Source organism: Flavobacterium plantiphilum (assembly GCF_046000495.1).
In the GTDB taxonomy this organism is placed as follows: domain Bacteria; phylum Bacteroidota; class Bacteroidia; order Flavobacteriales; family Flavobacteriaceae; genus Flavobacterium; species Flavobacterium plantiphilum.
Map to the genome: position 1 here is coordinate 367518 of NZ_JBELQA010000001.1, position 18255 is coordinate 385772.

The 18255-nt window shown below is 31.9% G+C and carries 21 protein-coding genes; 8 read left to right on the plus strand and 13 right to left on the minus strand.

Going from position 1 to position 18255, the window contains the following annotated elements:
- Positions 1 to 156: 156 nt before the first annotated feature.
- From ABS764_RS01495 to ABS764_RS01505, 3 genes are all read right to left on the minus strand, one after another.
- Positions 157 to 1020, minus strand: coding sequence for a hypothetical protein (locus tag ABS764_RS01495; RefSeq protein WP_408079744.1), 864 nt, complete (start codon positions 1018 to 1020; stop codon positions 157 to 159).
- 15 nt (positions 1021 to 1035) lie between these two features.
- The gene (kdsA, locus tag ABS764_RS01500) at positions 1036 to 1854 is read right to left on the minus strand and encodes a 3-deoxy-8-phosphooctulonate synthase (RefSeq protein ID WP_408079247.1); all 819 of its coding nucleotides are present in this window, start codon (positions 1852 to 1854) and stop codon (positions 1036 to 1038) included.
- A gap of 115 nt (positions 1855 to 1969) precedes the next feature.
- Positions 1970 to 2395 carry a 2-dehydro-3-deoxyphosphooctonate aldolase gene (locus ABS764_RS01505; protein WP_408079746.1) on the minus strand — a complete coding sequence of 142 codons (426 nt, stop codon included), beginning with the start codon at positions 2393 to 2395 and terminating at the stop codon, positions 1970 to 1972.
- Between the two features lie 280 nt (positions 2396 to 2675).
- On the opposite strand from ABS764_RS01505, the gene ABS764_RS01510 reads away from it, so the two are divergent.
- Both ABS764_RS01510 and ABS764_RS01515 read left to right on the plus strand, forming a co-directional pair.
- Positions 2676 to 3233, plus strand: coding sequence for a YeeE/YedE family protein (locus ABS764_RS01510; RefSeq protein ID WP_408079249.1), 558 nt, complete (start codon positions 2676 to 2678; stop codon positions 3231 to 3233).
- 95 nt (positions 3234 to 3328) lie between these two features.
- Positions 3329 to 3742, plus strand: a complete 414-nt coding sequence (locus tag ABS764_RS01515; protein WP_408079251.1) for a DUF6691 family protein — start codon at positions 3329 to 3331, stop codon at positions 3740 to 3742.
- A 73-nt stretch (positions 3743 to 3815) separates the two neighbouring features.
- On the opposite strand, the gene ABS764_RS01520 is transcribed toward ABS764_RS01515, so the two are convergent.
- The 6 genes from ABS764_RS01520 to ABS764_RS01545 form a co-directional block, all read right to left on the minus strand.
- Positions 3816 to 4091: an ATP-dependent Clp protease adaptor ClpS gene (locus tag ABS764_RS01520; RefSeq protein ID WP_408079253.1), complete on the minus strand. Its 276-nt coding sequence runs from the start codon at positions 4089 to 4091 to the stop codon at positions 3816 to 3818.
- Between the two features lie 44 nt (positions 4092 to 4135).
- Positions 4136 to 4969, minus strand: coding sequence for a 50S ribosomal protein L11 methyltransferase (gene prmA, locus ABS764_RS01525; RefSeq protein WP_408079255.1), 834 nt, complete (start codon positions 4967 to 4969; stop codon positions 4136 to 4138).
- Positions 4970 to 5076: 107 nt separating this feature from the next.
- Positions 5077 to 5829 (minus strand): triose-phosphate isomerase, encoded by a 753-nt coding sequence (gene tpiA / locus ABS764_RS01530; RefSeq protein ID WP_408079257.1) that lies wholly within the window; start codon positions 5827 to 5829, stop codon positions 5077 to 5079.
- 43 nt (positions 5830 to 5872) lie between these two features.
- Positions 5873 to 6379 (minus strand): TlpA family protein disulfide reductase, encoded by a 507-nt coding sequence (locus ABS764_RS01535; protein WP_408079748.1) that lies wholly within the window; start codon positions 6377 to 6379, stop codon positions 5873 to 5875.
- Between the two features lie 268 nt (positions 6380 to 6647).
- Complete coding sequence (locus ABS764_RS01540; protein ID WP_408079259.1) at positions 6648 to 7748, minus strand: BT_3928 family protein; 1101 nt, start codon at positions 7746 to 7748, stop codon at positions 6648 to 6650.
- A 7-nt stretch (positions 7749 to 7755) separates the two neighbouring features.
- On the minus strand, positions 7756 to 8304 hold the full coding sequence (locus ABS764_RS01545; protein ID WP_408079261.1) for a DUF1599 domain-containing protein: 549 nt from the start codon (positions 8302 to 8304) through the stop codon (positions 7756 to 7758).
- An 81-nt stretch (positions 8305 to 8385) separates the two neighbouring features.
- Between ABS764_RS01545 and folP the strand changes: the two genes are divergently transcribed.
- The gene (gene folP / locus ABS764_RS01550) at positions 8386 to 9210 is read left to right on the plus strand and encodes a dihydropteroate synthase (RefSeq protein WP_408079263.1); all 825 of its coding nucleotides are present in this window, start codon (positions 8386 to 8388) and stop codon (positions 9208 to 9210) included.
- Positions 9210 to 9848, plus strand: a complete 639-nt coding sequence (locus tag ABS764_RS01555; RefSeq protein ID WP_408079265.1) for a hypothetical protein — start codon at positions 9210 to 9212, stop codon at positions 9846 to 9848. The genes folP and ABS764_RS01555 overlap by 1 nt, the downstream gene beginning before the upstream one ends.
- 18 nt (positions 9849 to 9866) lie before the next feature.
- Here ABS764_RS01555 and ABS764_RS01560 read toward each other — a convergent pair whose 3' ends face one another.
- The 3 genes from ABS764_RS01560 to ABS764_RS01570 form a co-directional block, all read right to left on the minus strand.
- Entirely contained in the window at positions 9867 to 10766 is a 900-nt protein-coding gene (locus ABS764_RS01560) for a mechanosensitive ion channel family protein (RefSeq protein ID WP_408079267.1), read from the minus strand.
- A 134-nt stretch (positions 10767 to 10900) separates the two neighbouring features.
- Entirely contained in the window at positions 10901 to 11374 is a 474-nt protein-coding gene (gene rlmH / locus ABS764_RS01565) for a 23S rRNA (pseudouridine(1915)-N(3))-methyltransferase RlmH (RefSeq protein WP_408079269.1), read from the minus strand.
- A 105-nt stretch (positions 11375 to 11479) separates the two neighbouring features.
- Complete coding sequence (locus ABS764_RS01570; RefSeq protein ID WP_408079271.1) at positions 11480 to 12688, minus strand: MFS transporter; 1209 nt, start codon at positions 12686 to 12688, stop codon at positions 11480 to 11482.
- A 100-nt stretch (positions 12689 to 12788) separates the two neighbouring features.
- On the opposite strand from ABS764_RS01570, the gene ABS764_RS01575 reads away from it, so the two are divergent.
- The 3 genes from ABS764_RS01575 (at position 12789) to ABS764_RS01585 (ending at position 15021) form a co-directional block, all read left to right on the plus strand.
- Positions 12789 to 13583: an AraC family transcriptional regulator gene (locus ABS764_RS01575; protein WP_408079273.1), complete on the plus strand. Its 795-nt coding sequence runs from the start codon at positions 12789 to 12791 to the stop codon at positions 13581 to 13583.
- A gap of 131 nt (positions 13584 to 13714) precedes the next feature.
- Complete coding sequence (locus tag ABS764_RS01580; protein WP_408079275.1) at positions 13715 to 14320, plus strand: transcriptional regulator; 606 nt, start codon at positions 13715 to 13717, stop codon at positions 14318 to 14320.
- Positions 14314 to 15021, plus strand: a complete 708-nt coding sequence (locus ABS764_RS01585; protein ID WP_408079277.1) for a DUF3307 domain-containing protein — start codon at positions 14314 to 14316, stop codon at positions 15019 to 15021. The genes ABS764_RS01580 and ABS764_RS01585 overlap by 7 nt, the downstream gene beginning before the upstream one ends.
- A gap of 107 nt (positions 15022 to 15128) precedes the next feature.
- On the opposite strand, the gene ABS764_RS01590 is transcribed toward ABS764_RS01585, so the two are convergent.
- Positions 15129 to 16169, minus strand: coding sequence for an agmatine deiminase family protein (locus tag ABS764_RS01590; RefSeq protein WP_408079279.1), 1041 nt, complete (start codon positions 16167 to 16169; stop codon positions 15129 to 15131).
- A gap of 554 nt (positions 16170 to 16723) precedes the next feature.
- On the opposite strand from ABS764_RS01590, the gene ABS764_RS01595 reads away from it, so the two are divergent.
- Positions 16724 to 17986 carry an OmpA family protein gene (locus ABS764_RS01595; RefSeq protein ID WP_408079281.1) on the plus strand — a complete coding sequence of 421 codons (1263 nt, stop codon included), beginning with the start codon at positions 16724 to 16726 and terminating at the stop codon, positions 17984 to 17986.
- Positions 17987 to 18255: the final 269 nt, after the last annotated feature.

Consider the following 18255-nt stretch of genomic DNA (forward strand, 5'->3'; position numbering starts at 1 on the left):
GTAAAATTAAGTTTTTTTTTGTGAGATATTTAAATTAGTTTTTTTATTGAGTTAAAAGTTTAGATAATCTCAATGAAATAAAATTTTTCTCTGCATAAAATAAAAAAAAGCTGCTTTGACAGATTCAAAACAGCTTTTGTAAAAAGTTAAAATATTTTATAATTTAAAAATCCCTCCGAGTGCGATAATCCGCTGCAAGAAGAAAAAGTCCTGCGAAGCTTTATCTGCTGTACTTTGTGTAGTACGAATATCCTGCATATTGATGTAACCGCCTTTTAATTCGCCCTGAATGTAAAAATGTTTAAAGAAAGTGATGTTTAAACCTGCTTTTGCAGATATTCCATAACCCGAAACATGAAAATCATCGTGGCGTTCTTTTCCTAGCAAGGTAGTATTTGTTCGAGGATATAAAAGACCGGCACCCAAACCTTCTGTTAAGTTAATTTGCACTTTGTCGGTGTTGGGAAGTTTGAATAGTTTTGAAATATCGTCAAAACGAGACACTTCAGTATGCACATAATTTAAACCATCAGTATGCTCATAGATAAGAAAAGTCATGTCTGAAAAATCAACAGGAGTATTGTTGTATACCCCGTTGTGAATCGAACCCGGATCAGTTAATGGTAAATTGATTTCTCCGCTGACATTTGCAGTCTGATTTTGCGTCATCACATATTTCATGTGATCTACTCCGATAGTCACACTGTAATGATCACTAAAAAAATATCCTAAGCGTAAATTAGTCTGCGGAATAGTCATTCTCGCAGGGTTAACATAATCTACATTCCAACCTTTGGGTTTATCATGCGCAACCATGTTTTTTACAGTAAAATTATAATCTTTTCCTGTGTAGGTTACATCCGATTTTGAATAATCTTCTCTGTTTCCACCCCAGGAAATAAAAAACTTTCCTTTGTTATGTGCGGTATATTTATCTTGTATTGTTATATTTTCCTGAGCGTTTAAGTTGTTAACAAGTAGAACAGCTGCAAATGCAGTTGTGAATAATTTTTTCACGATTTATTAAAATTTTAATTAAAATGTATTGATGGTTTTTCTAATGGCTACAAGTTTAGTCATTAAACTTTCAAAATAATCCAAATGCAGCATGTTAGCTCCGTCACTTTTAGCATTAGCGGGATCAAAATGAGTTTCAATAAAAAGTCCATCAACACCTACGGCAATACCTGCTTTGGCAACGGTTTCAATCATATCTGGTCTTCCGCCAGTTACTCCGGCTGTTTGATTAGGTTGTTGCAGTGAATGGGTAACATCAAGTACGGTAGAAGCATATTGTTGCATAGTAGGTATTCCTCTAAAATCAACAATCATATCCTGGTAACCAAACATAGTACCACGATCGGTAACCATTACGTTTTGATTGTTGCAGTCCAATACTTTTTGTACGGCGTGTTTCATACTCTCCGGACTCATAAATTGTCCTTTTTTAAGATTTACTACTTTTCCTGTATTGGCAGCAGCCACAACTAAATCAGTCTGACGTACTAAGAAAGCGGGAATTTGCAATACATCAACGTATTGAGCTGCCATAGCTGCATCTTCATTGGTATGAATATCAGTTACCGTAGGAATATCAAATGTTTCAGATACTTTTCGAAGTATTTTTAATGCTTTTTCGTCACCAATTCCGGAAAAGCTATCAATTCTGGAGCGATTGGCTTTTTTAAACGAACCTTTAAAAACATAAGGGATTTGAAGTTTGTCTGTAATACCAACTAATTTTTCGGCAATACGCAGCGCCATTTCTTCTCCTTCGATGGCACAGGGACCTGAAAGCAAAAAGAAATTATCACTTTCTGTATGCTTAATTTTGGGAATATTATGTATGTTCATGGGTGTTTTTTAGTGATTGCAAATGTAGTTATGATTTGCGATTTAAGACTTAATTTTGTGATTTTTTTAATTAAAAAAAGATGTCTTATTGAGGGTTAAACAAAAACGTATTTGTTTAATCCTGTTTTTTTATGCTTAATCCTACAGGACATTTTAAATACCCTTTTTCATATATATTTAAGTATAAAAGGATTGGTTTTTTCTGACCTTCCCAGCTAATTTCATAAATATTAAGAAATCCGGCTCCCATAGCTGTTCTCTTAGACGGAAAAGGGCAACAGGTTTCTATTTTAGTATACGTTATTTTTTCTCCTTTTGGTCCGGCCAAGGCGTTCAGAAAACGTTCTTCGTTTAATTGTTCATTATAGGTGTTGTAATAGAAAATATTAACGGGATAATCTTTATTGTAACCGTATCTTTTGTCCTTACTGTATTCGGTGATAATAAAAGTGTTGTTCTTAGAAAGTTTGGGAATAGGAGCGTTGTCATCTACATTTTTCAATGTAGATCGTGTACTGATACAAGAACTGCTTAAAAACATTAAAACAATTGCAACTAATATTTTTTTAGAAACTATAAAAAAGAGGAGTTTTCTATTTTCCTGAATTTTTTTAAGTAAATTAGTTATTAATGGTAATTTCATAAAATAAATTAATTTAGAAATAGGTATTCTTACAACAGTGATACAAAGATATTCAGAACTTTAAAGTTTATACCAGCTTTTATGTATTTTTTTAAAAGTAGTATTGTTTTGACCTTCTGTAACTTTTCTCACATACCATTTACAGCCTACTGTTTAACTTTGCCAGAAAATAATAAATATGGAATCAATTTATCACACCTGGACATGGTATGTTTCGGGGTTTCTAATCGGCTTAGTAATGCTAATTCTGACTTATTTTGGAAAGTCATTTGGGATGTCTTCCAACTTAAGGACTTTGTGTAGTATGGCCGGCGCCGGAAAAAGAGTTTCTTTCTTTGATTGGGACTGGAAGTCACAACGATGGAATCTTGCTGTAGTGGCAGGAGCCATGTTGGGCGGTTTTGTGGCTGTAAATTTTTTAAGTGACCCTTCAAATGTTTCGATAAGCCCAGAAACGATAGGAATGCTTCAATTGATCAATATTGATGCCCCTGAAGGTAAATTAATGCCGGATGCATTGTTCTCAAATCAGATTTTTACTTCTCCGAAGACAATTTTAATTTTGATGATTGGAGGAATTCTTATAGGATTTGGTTCCCGTTATGCTGGTGGTTGTACTTCAGGACATGCTATTTCGGGATTGAGCAATTTGCAACTTCCATCTTTAAAAGCCGTAATAGGATTTTTTATTGGCGGATTAATTATGGCTCATTTTATTTTACCTTTAATTGTATAAAATATGAAATGTGCATAAACTAAAGTTGGTTGAAATTACCAATTGGTTATATACGAATTACATATTACCTATAAAAAGATAATAAATATTTAAATATGAAATTAATAAAATTTATTTTGGTTGGATTTGTTTTTGGAATTGTACTAACAAAATCAGAGGCAGTTTCCTGGTACCGCATTTATGAAATGTTCCAGTTTCAGTCTTTTCACATGTACGGAATTATTATGGTTGCTGTTTTAACAGGAGTTATTGGTATCCAAATCATTAAAAAATATCAGTTAAAAGACAGTACAGGAACTCTAATCTGTATTGCCGATAAAGAACCATCAACTGCTCGTTATGTTTTAGGTGGAATAATTTTTGGATTAGGATGGGCTTTAGCAGGTTCTTGCCCGGGGCCTATATTTATTTTAATTGGAGCAGGTTTTACAAGTGTTATCATAGTTTTTTTAGGTGCTATGATTGGAACTTTTCTTTATGGCGTTTTAAAAGATAAATTACCTCATTAATTTGGTAATTATGTATAAAAAAAAGCATTCGCTATGACGAATGCTTTAAAAATTGGGTAAATTTTGTAGTTTATTAAATTATTTCGGCACTTAAACCAGCTTCTAAAAGCTGGGTGCATTGTGGTTTTAATTTGTCTAAAGGGCCTGTTTTTACCGTACATTTTCCATTGTAATGAACAATTAATGAGCATTGCTCAGCTTGTTCTGCTGTATGTTCGCAAACACGCATTAGGGTTTCAATTACGTGGTCAAAAGTATTTACATCGTCATTGTAAACAATAATTTCATTGTTTTTAGCCGTGACTTCCTGTACGCTTACTCTTTCTCTAATTTTTTCTTTAGTACTCATTGTGTTCTATTTTTGTACTTTAATCATTGATTATAAACAGAGTACTAATTTACGTATTTTAGTGAAACCCAGTTGTTTCTTTCGAATTTTTTAACATAAGTCAAACCTTTTTCTGTGCAGGAAGCATCAATAAAAGGGATGTCTTCATTGTAAAAACCACTTAGTAACAAAGTTCCTTTTGGGTTCAAACAATCGACATACGTTTGCATATCGTTCAACAAAATATTTCTGTTAATGTTGGCAATAATTAAATCATATTTTTTATCTTTTAATAAAGAAGCATCGCCTTCATAAACACTAATGTTTTTACAATTGTTGCGCTCAGCATTTTCAATAGAGTTTAAATAACACCAGTTGTCAATATCGATAGCATCAATAGGCTGAGCACCTTTCATTTCGGCAAGAATAGCAAGAATAGCAGTTCCGCAACCCATGTCTAAGGTTTTCATTCCAGTGACATCCATTTCCAATAAATGTTGAATCATCATGTGTGTTGTTTCATGATGACCTGTACCAAAACTCATTTTGGGTTCAATTAGAATATCAAATTCTGCATTTGTTTTTGGGTGAAAAGGAGCGCGAACATGACATCTTCCATCTACATCAATAGGTTCAAAGTTTTTTTCCCATTCTTCATTCCAGTTTACCTGATCAATTTCTTCAAAAGAATAATCAATTTCAAATTCTTCTGAGTGCAAAATATTTACATTTTCAAGAATCATTTCGTCCCATAAATCTTTTTGAACAAAAGCGGATATTCCGGTTTCTGTTTCGGTAAAACTCTCGAAAGCAAGTTCGCCTAATTCGGCAATTAAAATTTCAGAACCCAATTCTTTTGGTTCAATGCTAAAATGGTAGGCGATATAAATATTGGACATAATTGTTTTAATTTTTTGCAAAGGTAGTATTTCTCTTTTATGAAAATCAGAAAAATAAAAAAAGCGATAAAATGAATTATCGCTTTTCTGTATGTAGGATTGTTTTTTTAGATTGCTGTTACAATTGCAACAAAATCATCCGCTTTTAATGCTGCTCCACCAATAAGACCTCCGTCTACATCTGGTTTTCCGAAAATTTCTTTAGCATTTTCAGGTTTTACTGAACCTCCGTAAAGAATAGTTACGTTTTCAGCAATTTCTTTTCCGTAAGCTTTAAGAACTGTTTCTCTGATGAATTCGTGCATTTCCTGTGCTTGTTCCGGAGAAGCAGTTTCACCTGTTCCAATAGCCCAAACCGGTTCGTAAGCTAAAACAACTTTTTCCCATGATTTAGCATCAATTTGGAACAAACCATCTTTTAATTGGTTTTCAACAATATTAAAGTGATTGTCAGATTGACGGTCTTTTAATTCTTCACCAAAGCAAAAAATAACAGTCATATCGTGTTTTAAAGCAGTGGTTACTTTATCAGCAATTAAAGCGTCTGTTTCATGGAAAATAGCTCTACGCTCAGAGTGTCCAAGGATTACAGTGTTTACACCAACTCCTGTTAACATGTCAGCAGAAATTTCTCCTGTAAATGCACCACTTTCAGTTTGGTGAACGTTTTGTGCCGAAACACTAATGTTAGTTCCTTTTAATTGGTTTACAGCTGCAGCTAAGTTTACAAATGTAGGAGCCACAATTACTTGTGCTGTAGTGTTTGCAGGTACTTTTGCAATTAATTCACTTAATAATTCGCTAGTTTGTGCGGCATTTTTATGCATTTTCCAGTTTCCTGCTACAATCTTTTTTCTCATTTTAGTAGTGTTATATTTGAATTTTGTTTTTTTATGTGGTAAATTATTCTTTTTCTAATTGGCTTAGAGTATTGTTAATTTGGTCAAAATCAGTTTCAATGGCGCGATACAATACAATCTTTCCTGTTTTGTCTATAATGATATATCTAGGAATCCAGTCTAAATCAATCGCTTTTGCAAATACGCCACTCATTTGATCATTTGCCATAAAATGCGCTCCTTGTAATTGATGTTTTTCAATTCCGGATTTCCATTTATCGGCCGTTTTATCCATTGAAATAAAAACATAAGCGGTTTTGGGATGTGCTGCTTGCAATTCTTTTATTTTTGGCATTGCTTTTACACAATCTCCACACCAGGAAGCCCAGACTTCAATAACTACAATTTTACCTTTGTTTTGAGACAGTATTTCACTAAAAGCAACTTGCCCGTTGTTAGTTGATAACAGTGTTTCAGATAAGGCTTCTTTAGAAAATTCCGTTTTTTGTGCTGTTGATTTTGCACAGGAAACGAAAACTAAAGCCAGTAGAATAAGGGTTATTTTTTTTATTTTTTCCATTGTTACAAAGTTAAAATAAACAATTTGATTGCTGTTTTCATATTGTTATTTTTTAAATATTCTTTAATAAAATAACAAATACAGTATTTTGAGTTATAAAAAGCCAAATGAAAACGTAATAGTTGCTTTCCCATTTTTTATTTGGTATAATAAAATTGAAAATTATAGTTTCAAAAAGCTAAAAAACTACTTTTTTGCATACGAAAACTAAGATGAAAATATAAAAAAACTATCAGAGTAATGATAAAAGCTTTTATTTCTATAGTTTTAAATCACTAATATCCTCGTAATGTACTTTTTGTTTTACAGTACCTTTTTCCAGAATTACAATACTTGGGTTGGCTCTTTCAATTGTTTTTAATGCAATCGCATCACAAGTATAAAAATCGAAGTCTAAATTGTATTTTTTTTGTGCTTTCTTAATTTCCTGCTCAGAAGAATTGGTCATACCAATGACTTTATATCCTTTTGCAACAGCTGTTTTATTTAAATCTGCTAATTTTTGCATTCCGTCAGTGTCTGATTTAGTGAGGTCATACGTCACTATCATCAGTAATTTAGGTTCTAAAAGTAATTCCTCTTTATAATCAGAACCATCTTTCATCATCGTAAAATCGTGAATAGGGGGAACGTAACCTTCGCTGATTACCTGATCTTTTCGGTCTACAAATTCAGCGCCTTCAGGAAGATTCATTAAGTCATCTTCACTAAATTCTTTGTTAACACCGTTTACTTTATAAATAAAAGTCATTTTAACTACGGCTTGCGGAGCACCTTCAGGTATTTCCATTGCTTTTTGAATATTCGTTCCTACTTTGTAAGGACGGAAATCAATAATTGGTAAATGATTTAAGACATAATATGCCATAAAAATGGAAGCAGTCATTCCTAAAGCTACTAATAGATTTTGAGTTCCTTTACTGAATAATGGTTTCACTAATTTTTTATTGATAAATAAAACCAGGATAAAGAATAAAAGGACTACATCTTTAGTAAATGATTCCCAAGGCGTAAGATGCAATGCATCTCCAAAACAACCACAGTCTTTCACTACATTATAATATGCAGAATAAAATGTCAGGAAAGTAAAAAATACAATCATTAACAATAAACTCCAAATGGTAAATTTAGGCTTGTAACCTATGAGTAACATGATTCCTAAAAGGACTTCTGCAATAACCAAAAATAGCGCTAATGATAAGCAGAAAGGTACTAAAAAAGGCAGGTTAAATACAGCTTCACTAAAATATTCGGCCAATTTATATGAGAAACCTACGGGGTCATTTAGTTTAATTAAGCCTGAAATGATAAATAAAATACCAACAAATATTCTTGAAAACTGAGTAATGATGTTCTTCATAAGAATGTTATTTTTTATTGGCAAAACCCATTAAAATTAAAGCAAAAACAGAGTAGTTAATCATGTCCTGATAATTGGCATCAATCCCTTCAGAAACAATTGTTTTTCCTTTATTGTCTTCAATTTGCTTCACGCGAAGTAATTTTTGCAAAATCAAATCGGTCAAAGAACTTACACGCATATCGCGCCAGGCTTCGCCGTAATCATGATTTTTAGCTTCCATTAAATCTTTGGTTAACTTTACTTTAGCATCATATAAAGAAGTGGCTTTAGCAGTGTTTAAATCCGGTTGGTCTACAACGCCCAATTCTAATTGGATTAAAGCCATGATAGAATAATTGATAATTCCGATGAATTCACCCGATTCGTCTTCATCAACTTTTCGAACTTCGTTTTCTTGTAAACTACGAATTCTCTGGGCTTTGATAAAAATTTGATCGGTTAAAGAAGGCAAACGTAAAATACGCCAGGCGCTTCCATAATCCTGCATTTTATTCACGAATAAGGAACGACAAATTTCAATTACCTTATCGTATTCTTGAGAAGTATTCTTCATTATTGATGTATATTTGTCTAAAATTTTCTCAAAAATAGGGATAAATTTTAAAAGGATTCTACTTTAAACAAAGATTAAAAAATGACAATTAATTGCAAAGGACAACTGATTGATTTATCGCAGCCTAAAGTGATGGGGATTTTGAATATAACACCCAATTCTTTTTTTGATGGAGGAAAGTATTCCAGTGATGATGAAATTATTGCTAAAGCTCAAAAAATGCTGGACGAAGGAGCCACATTTATTGATGTTGGTGCTTATTCCAGTAAACCAAGTGCCGAGTTTGTTTCGGAGGAAGAAGAACTCAGCCGAATTGTTCCTGTAGTACAGTTGTTGTTGAAACATTTTCCGGATATTTTATTGTCTATAGATACTTTTAGAAGTAAAGTGGCTAGTGCTTGTATCGATAATGGTGCTGCTATTATTAACGATATTTCAGCCGGAAATTTAGATGATAAAATGATGGAAGTGATTGCAAAATATAATGTGCCTTACATCATGATGCACATGCGTGGTACGCCACAAAGCATGCAAAGTTTAACGCAATATGATGATATTATAAAAGAAATTTTATTCTATTTTTCTGAAAAAATAAGCAAAGCCAGAAGCTTAGGGATTAATGATTTGATTGTGGATCCAGGTTTTGGTTTTGCAAAAACAATTGAGCAGAATTATGAAGTTATGCAAAAATTAGAATTATTTCATAATTTAGATTTACCGTTATTAATTGGGATTTCCAGAAAATCAATGATTCATAAAACCTTAGAAATTAGTGCCGAAGAAGCCTTGAACGGAACTACTTTTTTAAATACAATTGCATTGACTAAAGGAGCTCAGATTTTAAGAGTACATGATGTGGCAGCAGCTGTTGAATGTGTAAAATTATTTCAAAAACTGAACCAGTAATGATGAAATATTTAAGTCTTATTTTAGGGTTGTTGTTTCTTTCCTGCGGAAATAAAGAAGATATTTTATTGCCAAAATCAGATACTACAGTGGTTAGTGATGTTCAGGATCATTCGCCCATTTATATTTTTTTCAGAGTAAGTGAAAAAGATACTCTGGCAGAAGTCAATCGAAAAAACAGTATTATTACAACTAATTGGATTTTTAGTATTGATAAACGTTTGCCCTTAAAATTAGTGATTCCCGAAGTAATAAAATTACAGAATAAAAAACGTCAGGAAAAAGCGCATAAGAATGAAAAAGCTGAGAATTTCTATGCTTATGCCGATACGGTAAAAGAAAATTTGGCTTTTTTACCTTTTACAAAAGTGAATTATACAATGGGGAAACCTAAAAATAATGATTTTGTAATTTTATTTAAAAAAGCTACTGATATGGTTTGGTTAAATGGAAGAGGCATTAAAAAATCAGATTTGATTCAGGAATTTTTCAGTATTCAGTTTATTACAAAACCTCATGTGGTTACTCAGTTTGAAAAAAATATGTCTTATGGAGAATACATTGACAATAAAGTGCTATTGCTAAAATTTGATTTGTACAGTACCAATCCAATTTCTCCAAATGAATTTATTTTTTAGTACTAACTTTAAAATAGCTTACTCTTTTTCCTGTTTAATTTGAACAGGCATTTCGTTTAAAGTTGTTCCTCCTTTGATGCCAAAATCTAATGTTCGGATTGGGAACGGAATCATAATATCATTAGCATCATAAGCTTTCTTGATTTTTATAATTGCTTCACTGCCTACTTTATTGTAAACGGATTGCTCAGGAGTATTGATCCACATTCTAACGGATAAATTCACAGAACTATCGCCAAATTCAACAAAGAAAACATTTATAGTATCTTCTTTTGACAGTTCTGCAATATCACTAACGGCATCAAGTGTAATTTGCCTTACTTTTTCTAAATCATCTCCATAAGAAACACCTACACTTAAATCGAAACGCCTTTTTTGAAGAAAACTGTAATTTTCTATAGGATTCTGGAAGACTTCTTTGTTTGGAATAATAACGGTTTTACCTTGAAAAGTTTCTATGATGGTATCTCTAAGATTAACCTCTTTTACTTTTCCCATATAATCTCTGATTTCGACAATATCACCCACTTTTAGAGGTTTTCTAAACGAAATAAAAATCCCCGACATGAAATTAGCTGCAATATCCTGAAAAGCAAAGGCTAAAGCTAAGCCTAAAATCCCTGCACCGGCTAATATAGAAGTAACCGCTTTATCTAATTTAAGAATGCTTAGCACCGTAAATATTACAATTCCTAAAAAGATAAAATAAATGATGGAACTGAATAAATTATTTAAAGTTAAATTTTTAGAAATTTTACCAATTAGTCTGGTTGCAGTTTTTTGAATAAATTTAGCCAGATAAAACCCTAATACCATTACAATTGCCGCTACGGCAATATTAGGAAGGAGTTTGATAAGTGCTTCGCTCCAGACAGTTAATTTTTCAGTTATTAAATCAGTAATTTTATTGATGTCCATATTTTTTCAATGAAAATTTAATTAGTAATTCATTGACAAGATACCAAAAGTTTCGTTTTATGACAACTATTGCTCCATCAAAGTAGAGCATTTTAAGCTGTATGGATATAATTTATCCCTTTTGAAAGACAATTTTACTGATGGTGATACGGTTCGTTTCTTAAAATAGTAAACCCACGGTATAATTGTTCGATAAAAAATAAGCGTACCATTTGGTGAGAAAATGTCATTAACGAAAGTGAAATTTTTCCTTGTGCTTTGGCATAAACCGTATCCGAAAAGCCATAAGGACCGCCAATGACAAAAACCAGTGTTTTAATTCCGGAGTTCATTTTCTTTTGTAATTCTTCTGAAAAACCTACGCTGGAAAAGTTTTTTCCGTTTTCATCCAATAAAATCAGTTGGTCAGTTGAAGTTATTTTTGACAAAATCAATTCACCTTCTTTTTCTTTTTGCTGACTTTCGGATAAGTTTTTTACATTTTTGATATCCGGAATAATTTCTAAATCAAATTTGATGTAGAAAGACAGGCGTTTGGTATAATCGTCAATTAAGCTTTGTAACGCTTTATTATCAGTTTTGCCTATGGCGATGAGTTTGATGTTCATTTTGGATAATTTTCGAAGCCACAAAGATATTAAACTAGTTTTTGATTTAATAATTACCGCAAATTCGCAGATTTAATAAAAATTGCGAATTTGCGGTAAAAAAAATTAGTTTACTTTTTTACTTTCAATATTAGGTAAAAAACCGGTTATGATTCCCAATAAAGGCAAGTAAGCACAAACATTAAAAACATAAGTAATGCTTGTGGTATCTGCTAAATTTCCTAATACAGCTGAACCTAAACCAGCCATTCCAAAAGCAAATCCAAAGAATAACCCGGCAACTAAACCCACTTTTCCCGGAAGTAATTCGGTAGCATATACTAAAATCGCTGAAAAGGCTGAAGAGATAATCAATCCAATAATAACCGATAAGATTCCCACCCAAAATAAAGAAACGTACGGCAATAAAAGAGTGAAGGGAGCCGCACCTAAAATGGAAATCCAGATTACATATTTTCTTCCAAACCTATCTCCTAAAGGACCTCCTATTAAAGTTCCGGTGGCTACAGCACCTAAAAAAGTAAATAAATACAGCTGAGAATCCTGAATACTTATATGAAATTTATCAATCAAAAAGAAAGTATAATAGCTGGTAATACTGGTCAGATAAAAATATTTTGAAAATATTAAAGCCAGTAATATTATTAATGAAAAAGTTACTCTTGTTTTTGATAAATGATGCGGTATAATTTCATTTTGAATTTTTCCTGCATTTTTTAATGATAAATGATCGCTGTACCATAAAGCAATTTTGTACAAAACAAATATTCCGATTAGTGCAATAAGGCAAAACCATACAATATAACTTTGTCCATGCGGAATGACAATTAGAGCCACTAATAAAGGACCAATGGCGCTGCCGGCATTTCCTCCTAATTGAAAAATAGACTGAGCCAATCCTTTTTTTCCACCTGAGGCTAAATGAGCTACTCTGGAAGATTCAGGATGAAAAATAGATGAACCTACACCTATTAAACTAACTGAAATCAATAAAAAAGTAAAGCTGGAGGCTATTGAAATAAGGTATATTCCGATTAAGGTAAAACTCATTCCGATTAATAATGAATAAGGTTTTGATTTTTTATCCGTATACATTCCCACAAAAGGCTGTAAGACAGAAGCTGTAACCTGATAAGTAAAAGTGATAAGTCCGATTTGTGAAAAGCTTAGTTTAAAATTATCCTTCAATAAAGGATAAACAGAAGGGATTACTGCCTGTAATAAGTCATTAATTAGATGAGAAAAACTAATGATAAACAAAATAGAATAAGTTGTTTTTTTGATTATATCGGGATGTGTTTTAACATTTTCCATGAGTTGTTTTTTAATTATAAAATTCTTTTAAAATAACAGCTGTATTATTTTTTACAAAGATGATAAGAAAAATTATTGTCTTAATTGTTATATTTGGACAATGAATAACGATAATCAGACATATAAAGTAGTAGATTTTGGATTTCAGATCAATTCTGCTTTGCCGGTTACAGGATATACTGAAACAGTTACCAATGCTGTTTGTTTGTCTCACTCACATCCTCGCGCACAATTAATTTATGCCACCAGCGGAGTAATGAATGTAGTGGTTGATAATCAAATTTGGGTTGTGAATCCATTACAGGGATTATGGATTCCGGGAAATACGGAACATCAGGTTTCTTTTCAAAAAGATGTGAAATTGTATAGTGTATTTATTGATCCGGCCTTTACAGCTGATTTGCCCACGGTTAGTTTTTCTTTTGATATTTCGGTTTTTTTAAAACAATTATTGTTTAAGATTATTTCATTTGAAAGTATTGATGTAATTACTCCTTCACAAAAAAGAATCATGGATGTTTTTTTGGACGAAATGGCTTTGATTGAACCTAGTGCTACTTTTTTACCTACTACAAATCATTTGAGATTAAAAAATGTAGTTCAGCTTTTGCTTAATGATGTGGCGAGTAGATATACGATAGATTATTACGCTGAAATTTCGTCTATGAGCAGCAGGACATTATCCCGTTTGTTTATCAGGGAACTAGGTATGAATTTTAGTGATTGGCGTATTCGGTTAAAATTACTGGAAGCCATAAAACGACTGGGAGAAAAACAATCAGTAAAAGAAATTGCTTTTGATCTGGGTTATGAAACCACAAGCGCATTTATTTTTATGTTCAAAAAGCATCTGGGCAAGACCCCTTCTACTTATATTTTAGAAAGTAATGAATAATTTTTAAAGTGATTTATCGTTAAATAAGACGATATTTTAAATTATCGTTAAAATAAGCGATAATTTTACTATATTGCTTTTATTTTTATAAGAGTTCAAAATATTTACAGACAAATCCATCACACTTATCTATGAAAGCAGTAATTACAGGAGATATAATTGATTCGCGAAAATTGAGTTCGGCAGTTTGGATGTCGGATTTAAAAGCAGTTTTAAATCAATACGGGAGTGAACCCAAAAACTGGGAAATTTATCGAGGAGACAGTTTTCAATTAATTATAGCTGTTGAAGATGCTCTTGAAACAGCATTGCTTATCAAGGCTGCGGTAAAACAACATAAAGAATTAGATGTGCGTATGGCAATAGGAGTGGGGAAGGTAGATTATTTATCTGATAAAATTACCGAATCTAATGGTGCGGCATTTATTAATTCAGGAGAATGTTTTGAAAATTTAAAAAAACAAACTCTGGGAATACAAACACCCTGGGAACAATTCAATACTACTTTTGCTGTTATCTTTTCTTTTATGCTTATTATTGTCGATAACTGGACAAGTACCTCAGCGGAAATAGTAAAAAAAGCTTTGGAAAATCCGGAAATTAATCAAAACCAGCTGGCTTCTGCTTTAAACAGAAAAAGTCAAAGTTCGATTAGCTCATCGCTAAAGAGAGCAGCTTATGATGAATTAAAAAACATGATTGTATTTTACAAACAAGAAATCAAAAAACAATGGTAGCATTATTTTTAAGTTTGCTTTTAGCACATTTTGCAGGCGATTTTTTAATGCAGCCTTCTTCCTGGGTAAAAGATAAAAAAAAGCGAAAAATAAAATCGAAGTTTTTGTATTATCACGTGGCCGTCCATTTAGTATTATTACTAATTACTACACAATTTAATTCCGAATATTCAGGTGCCGTTTTTTTAATTACAGTAAGTCATTTTGGTATTGATTGTGCTAAATTATATTTCGAAAAAAAGAAAACTGAAAAAAAATGGTTTTTTGCAGATCAGTTTTTGCATCTGTTGGTAATTGCGTTTGTTGTAAATTATTATTATCCATATCAGATTCCGTTTGCTCAATTGTATTCGGAGCAAAATTTAGCCCTAATTACAGCTTTAATTTTAGTAACTTACGTAAGTGCGGTTCTTTTAAAAGTATTGTTATCAAAATGGAGTGAACAGATTGTGAAAACAGACAGCAATGACACCAATAATGCGGGTAAATATATTGGAATTCTGGAGCGGTTATTTATTTTCTTTTTTGTTGTAATGGATTTTTGGGAAGGAATTGGTTTTTTGCTGGCAGCAAAATCTATTTTTCGTTTTGGTGATTTGAAAGAGTCAAAAGATGTTCGACTTACAGAATACATTTTAATAGGTACATTAATGAGTTTTGGATTAGGAATTCTTTTTGCAATGCTTTATAAATGCTTATAAATAAAATATCGCTAAATAAAGCGATATTTTTAAATATTGAGTTATTTAGCGATATTGCTAAAAAGAGAACGGATATTAATTTCTAATTGTCGTTTTGAGATGCTTTTTTAAGCAGGAATTTGTTGGCTCAGGCAGTGTAAAGTACCGAATCCCCAAATTAAATCGACAGCACTGATTCCGATTATTTCTCTGTCAGGAAAACATTCTGCCAAAATATTTAATGCTTTGCGATCATTTACATCATTAAAAGTAGGTACCAGAACACAATTGTTTAAAATCAGAAAATTAGCATAACTTGCCGGCAAACGTAAATCTTCAAAATCCAAACGTTTTGGCATAGGCAAAGTTACAATTACAGGTGATTCTCCATTTTCTAATTTAGCATTCTGCAATCGTTTTAAATTATCCTGTAAAGGTTCATAATTTTTATCTGATTGATTTGTTTCAATAATGGTTACAATAGTGTTTTCGTTGATGAAACGACATAAATCATCTATATGACCATGCGTATCGTCCCCCTGAATACCATCGCCCAGCCAGATCACATTAGTAACACCTAAATATTCTTTAAAAACAGTTTCATAATCTTCTTTGCTAAAACCTGCGTTGCGTACCTGAATGCTTGGATGCATCAGGCATTCTTCGGAAGTTAATAAAGTACCGCGACCGTTTACATCTATAGCACCGCCTTCTACAATTACAGGTTTTCCATTGTAAGTAACCTGTGTTAGAGGAAGGTTTAAAAAATCAGCAACTTTAGCAGGGACATGTTTGTCAAGTTGGAAGTTTTTGTATTTAGCCCAGCCGTTAAAGTTAAAATTCAAGGCTTCTCTTTTACCGTCTTTATAAACAACAATAGGTCCGGAGTCACGCATCCAGCTGCGATTTGTTTTTTGAATAATAAAGAAAACCTGTTCTAAGTTTACATGCGCTCTACTGAGCATCTCATTAACTTTCGCTTTTAATTTTTCGTCAATCACTACCAGAAATACCTTTTCATAAGTAGCTACTTTTTTAATAAACTCCACAAAAGCCCATTGAATCGCTTCATATTTCCCTGGCCAATCGTTTCCGTTATGCGGAAAACAAAGCAAAATTCCTTCTTGTTTTTCCCATTCAGCAGGAAAACGTCTGTTTGTAGTTGTCATAAAAAAAGCTAAAAATTATAAGACTGCAAATATAAGCATTCACAAGGATTATAAAAATCATAGATGTAAACAATATTAAAAACAGGATGCTGTTAAAACAGAAAGTTTTTTTTGTATTATGGTAAAAAAATATTGCATTTTAATGTTGTACAGGATAAAAGCTTTTACCAATACAATAATTGTGATAAAATGACGTTGCAAATGATTTTTTTATCTTTTGAATGGTATATAACTTCAGTTTTATTAGAAAATATTTGTTGTTTTATTGCTAAAAAATTACCTTTGATTTGATGAAATAGCGATAATATCTCAAGTAAATTCAGATAATTAAGAGATTAATTTAAAAAAAAGTGTTTTTTTTTAAGTCTTTACAAACAGAGTTAAATACCGTTTTAACACTTTGATAATCAAAATAATAGTACGATATTGTTTCCATAATAAGGAACGAAGAATTAAAAAAGTGGGAATTATATAACTCTAAAATAACAATTATCAGAATTATATGATTTATATTTGCATTGATTAAAAAATAAAATAAATTAAAATAAATAATCATGAAAAAGAAATTTGCCTCTTTATCTCTGTTAATACTGTCATTTGCAGCAAATGCACAAATTATGGGGACAACATCTGAAGAAAACATCGTTGATCCAAATCCTTATGACAAATGGTCTATTGAATTGAATGGTGGTGTAAACAAACCATTAAGAGCTATGACACCAGGTTATTCAACAGCTACACTTAATCCTTTTCATGCTGATTTAGGAGTAAGATACATGTTTAATCCTAAATTTGGTTTGAAACTTGATTTTGGATATGATAAATTTCAAGAGCGTGATGATACTGCACCATTTGAAAGCAGAATGATCAGAACAAGTTTACAAGGGGTTATCAACTTGGGTAGAACTTTAAACTTTGAGACATGGACTAACACTATTGGTTTATTAGCACATGGTGGATTTGGAGTTTCTCAATTATCTGCTAAAGATAATGGTTTTGACGGAGAAGATTACATGGGACATGGTATCCTTGGTTTAACGGGACAAATTAGATTAAGTAATAGTGTTGCTTTAACTGGAGACTTAAGCGGATTAGTTTACGGAAGACAAAACTACAATTTTGATGGTATGGGAGCAGCTAGTACAGGTGCTTTAGACGGAGTAACTCTTAATGCTTCTGTTGGTTTGACTTTTTACTTAGGTAAAAATGAAAAACATGCTGACTGGTATTCTAAAGATAAGTACGATGAGTTAGATGAAAGAGTAACATTGATTGAAACAGGTCTTATTGATTCTGATAAAGATGGTGTAGCTGATTTGTATGATTTAGAGCCAAATACCGTTGCAGGTGTAGCAGTAAATACAAAAGGACAAGCGATAGATAAAAATCAAAATGGAGTTCCTGATGAATTAGAAAGTTATTTAGATAGCAGATTTGCGCAAAACAACAATACTAGTGCAACTAATAGTACTGTAGAAGAATTAATCAACGGAGGTTATGTAAATGTTTATTTTGATTTTAATTCATCAAAACCAACAAATACTTCTTTATCAGGTGTTGATTTCTTAGTGAAATATTTGAAAAATAACCCTTCAAAAAGTGCAGACGTTATAGGTTATGCAGATGAAATTGGAGGTTCAGGATACAACCAGACTTTATCTCAAAAAAGAGCAGAGGCAGTTAAGAATGTATTAATCAATGCTGGAATTGATGCTTCAAGATTAACTGTATCAGGTAATGGAGAAGATGCTTCAGTGAACAAAAATTCTAAAGAAGCTCGTCAAATCGTAAGAAGAGTTACTTTTAAAGTAAAGTAATTTTTAAACACTAATATTATAAAAAAGCTGTTTTGACAAATTGTTGAAACAGCTTTTTTTTTAACTGTTAACTATTTATTGTTGCAAAACAAATTGTCAGTTTTGAAAATGTATAGAGGATTCAGTATCCTCTTTTTTATGCATTTTAATTTTATTGGCTTAAAATTACAACGGATATAGCGTTTTTTATTTTTTATTTAAATACACTTTTATAATTATCAAACATAAAAAATGGACTAAGGCAAATAGCTTTAGTCCATTTTTTATTT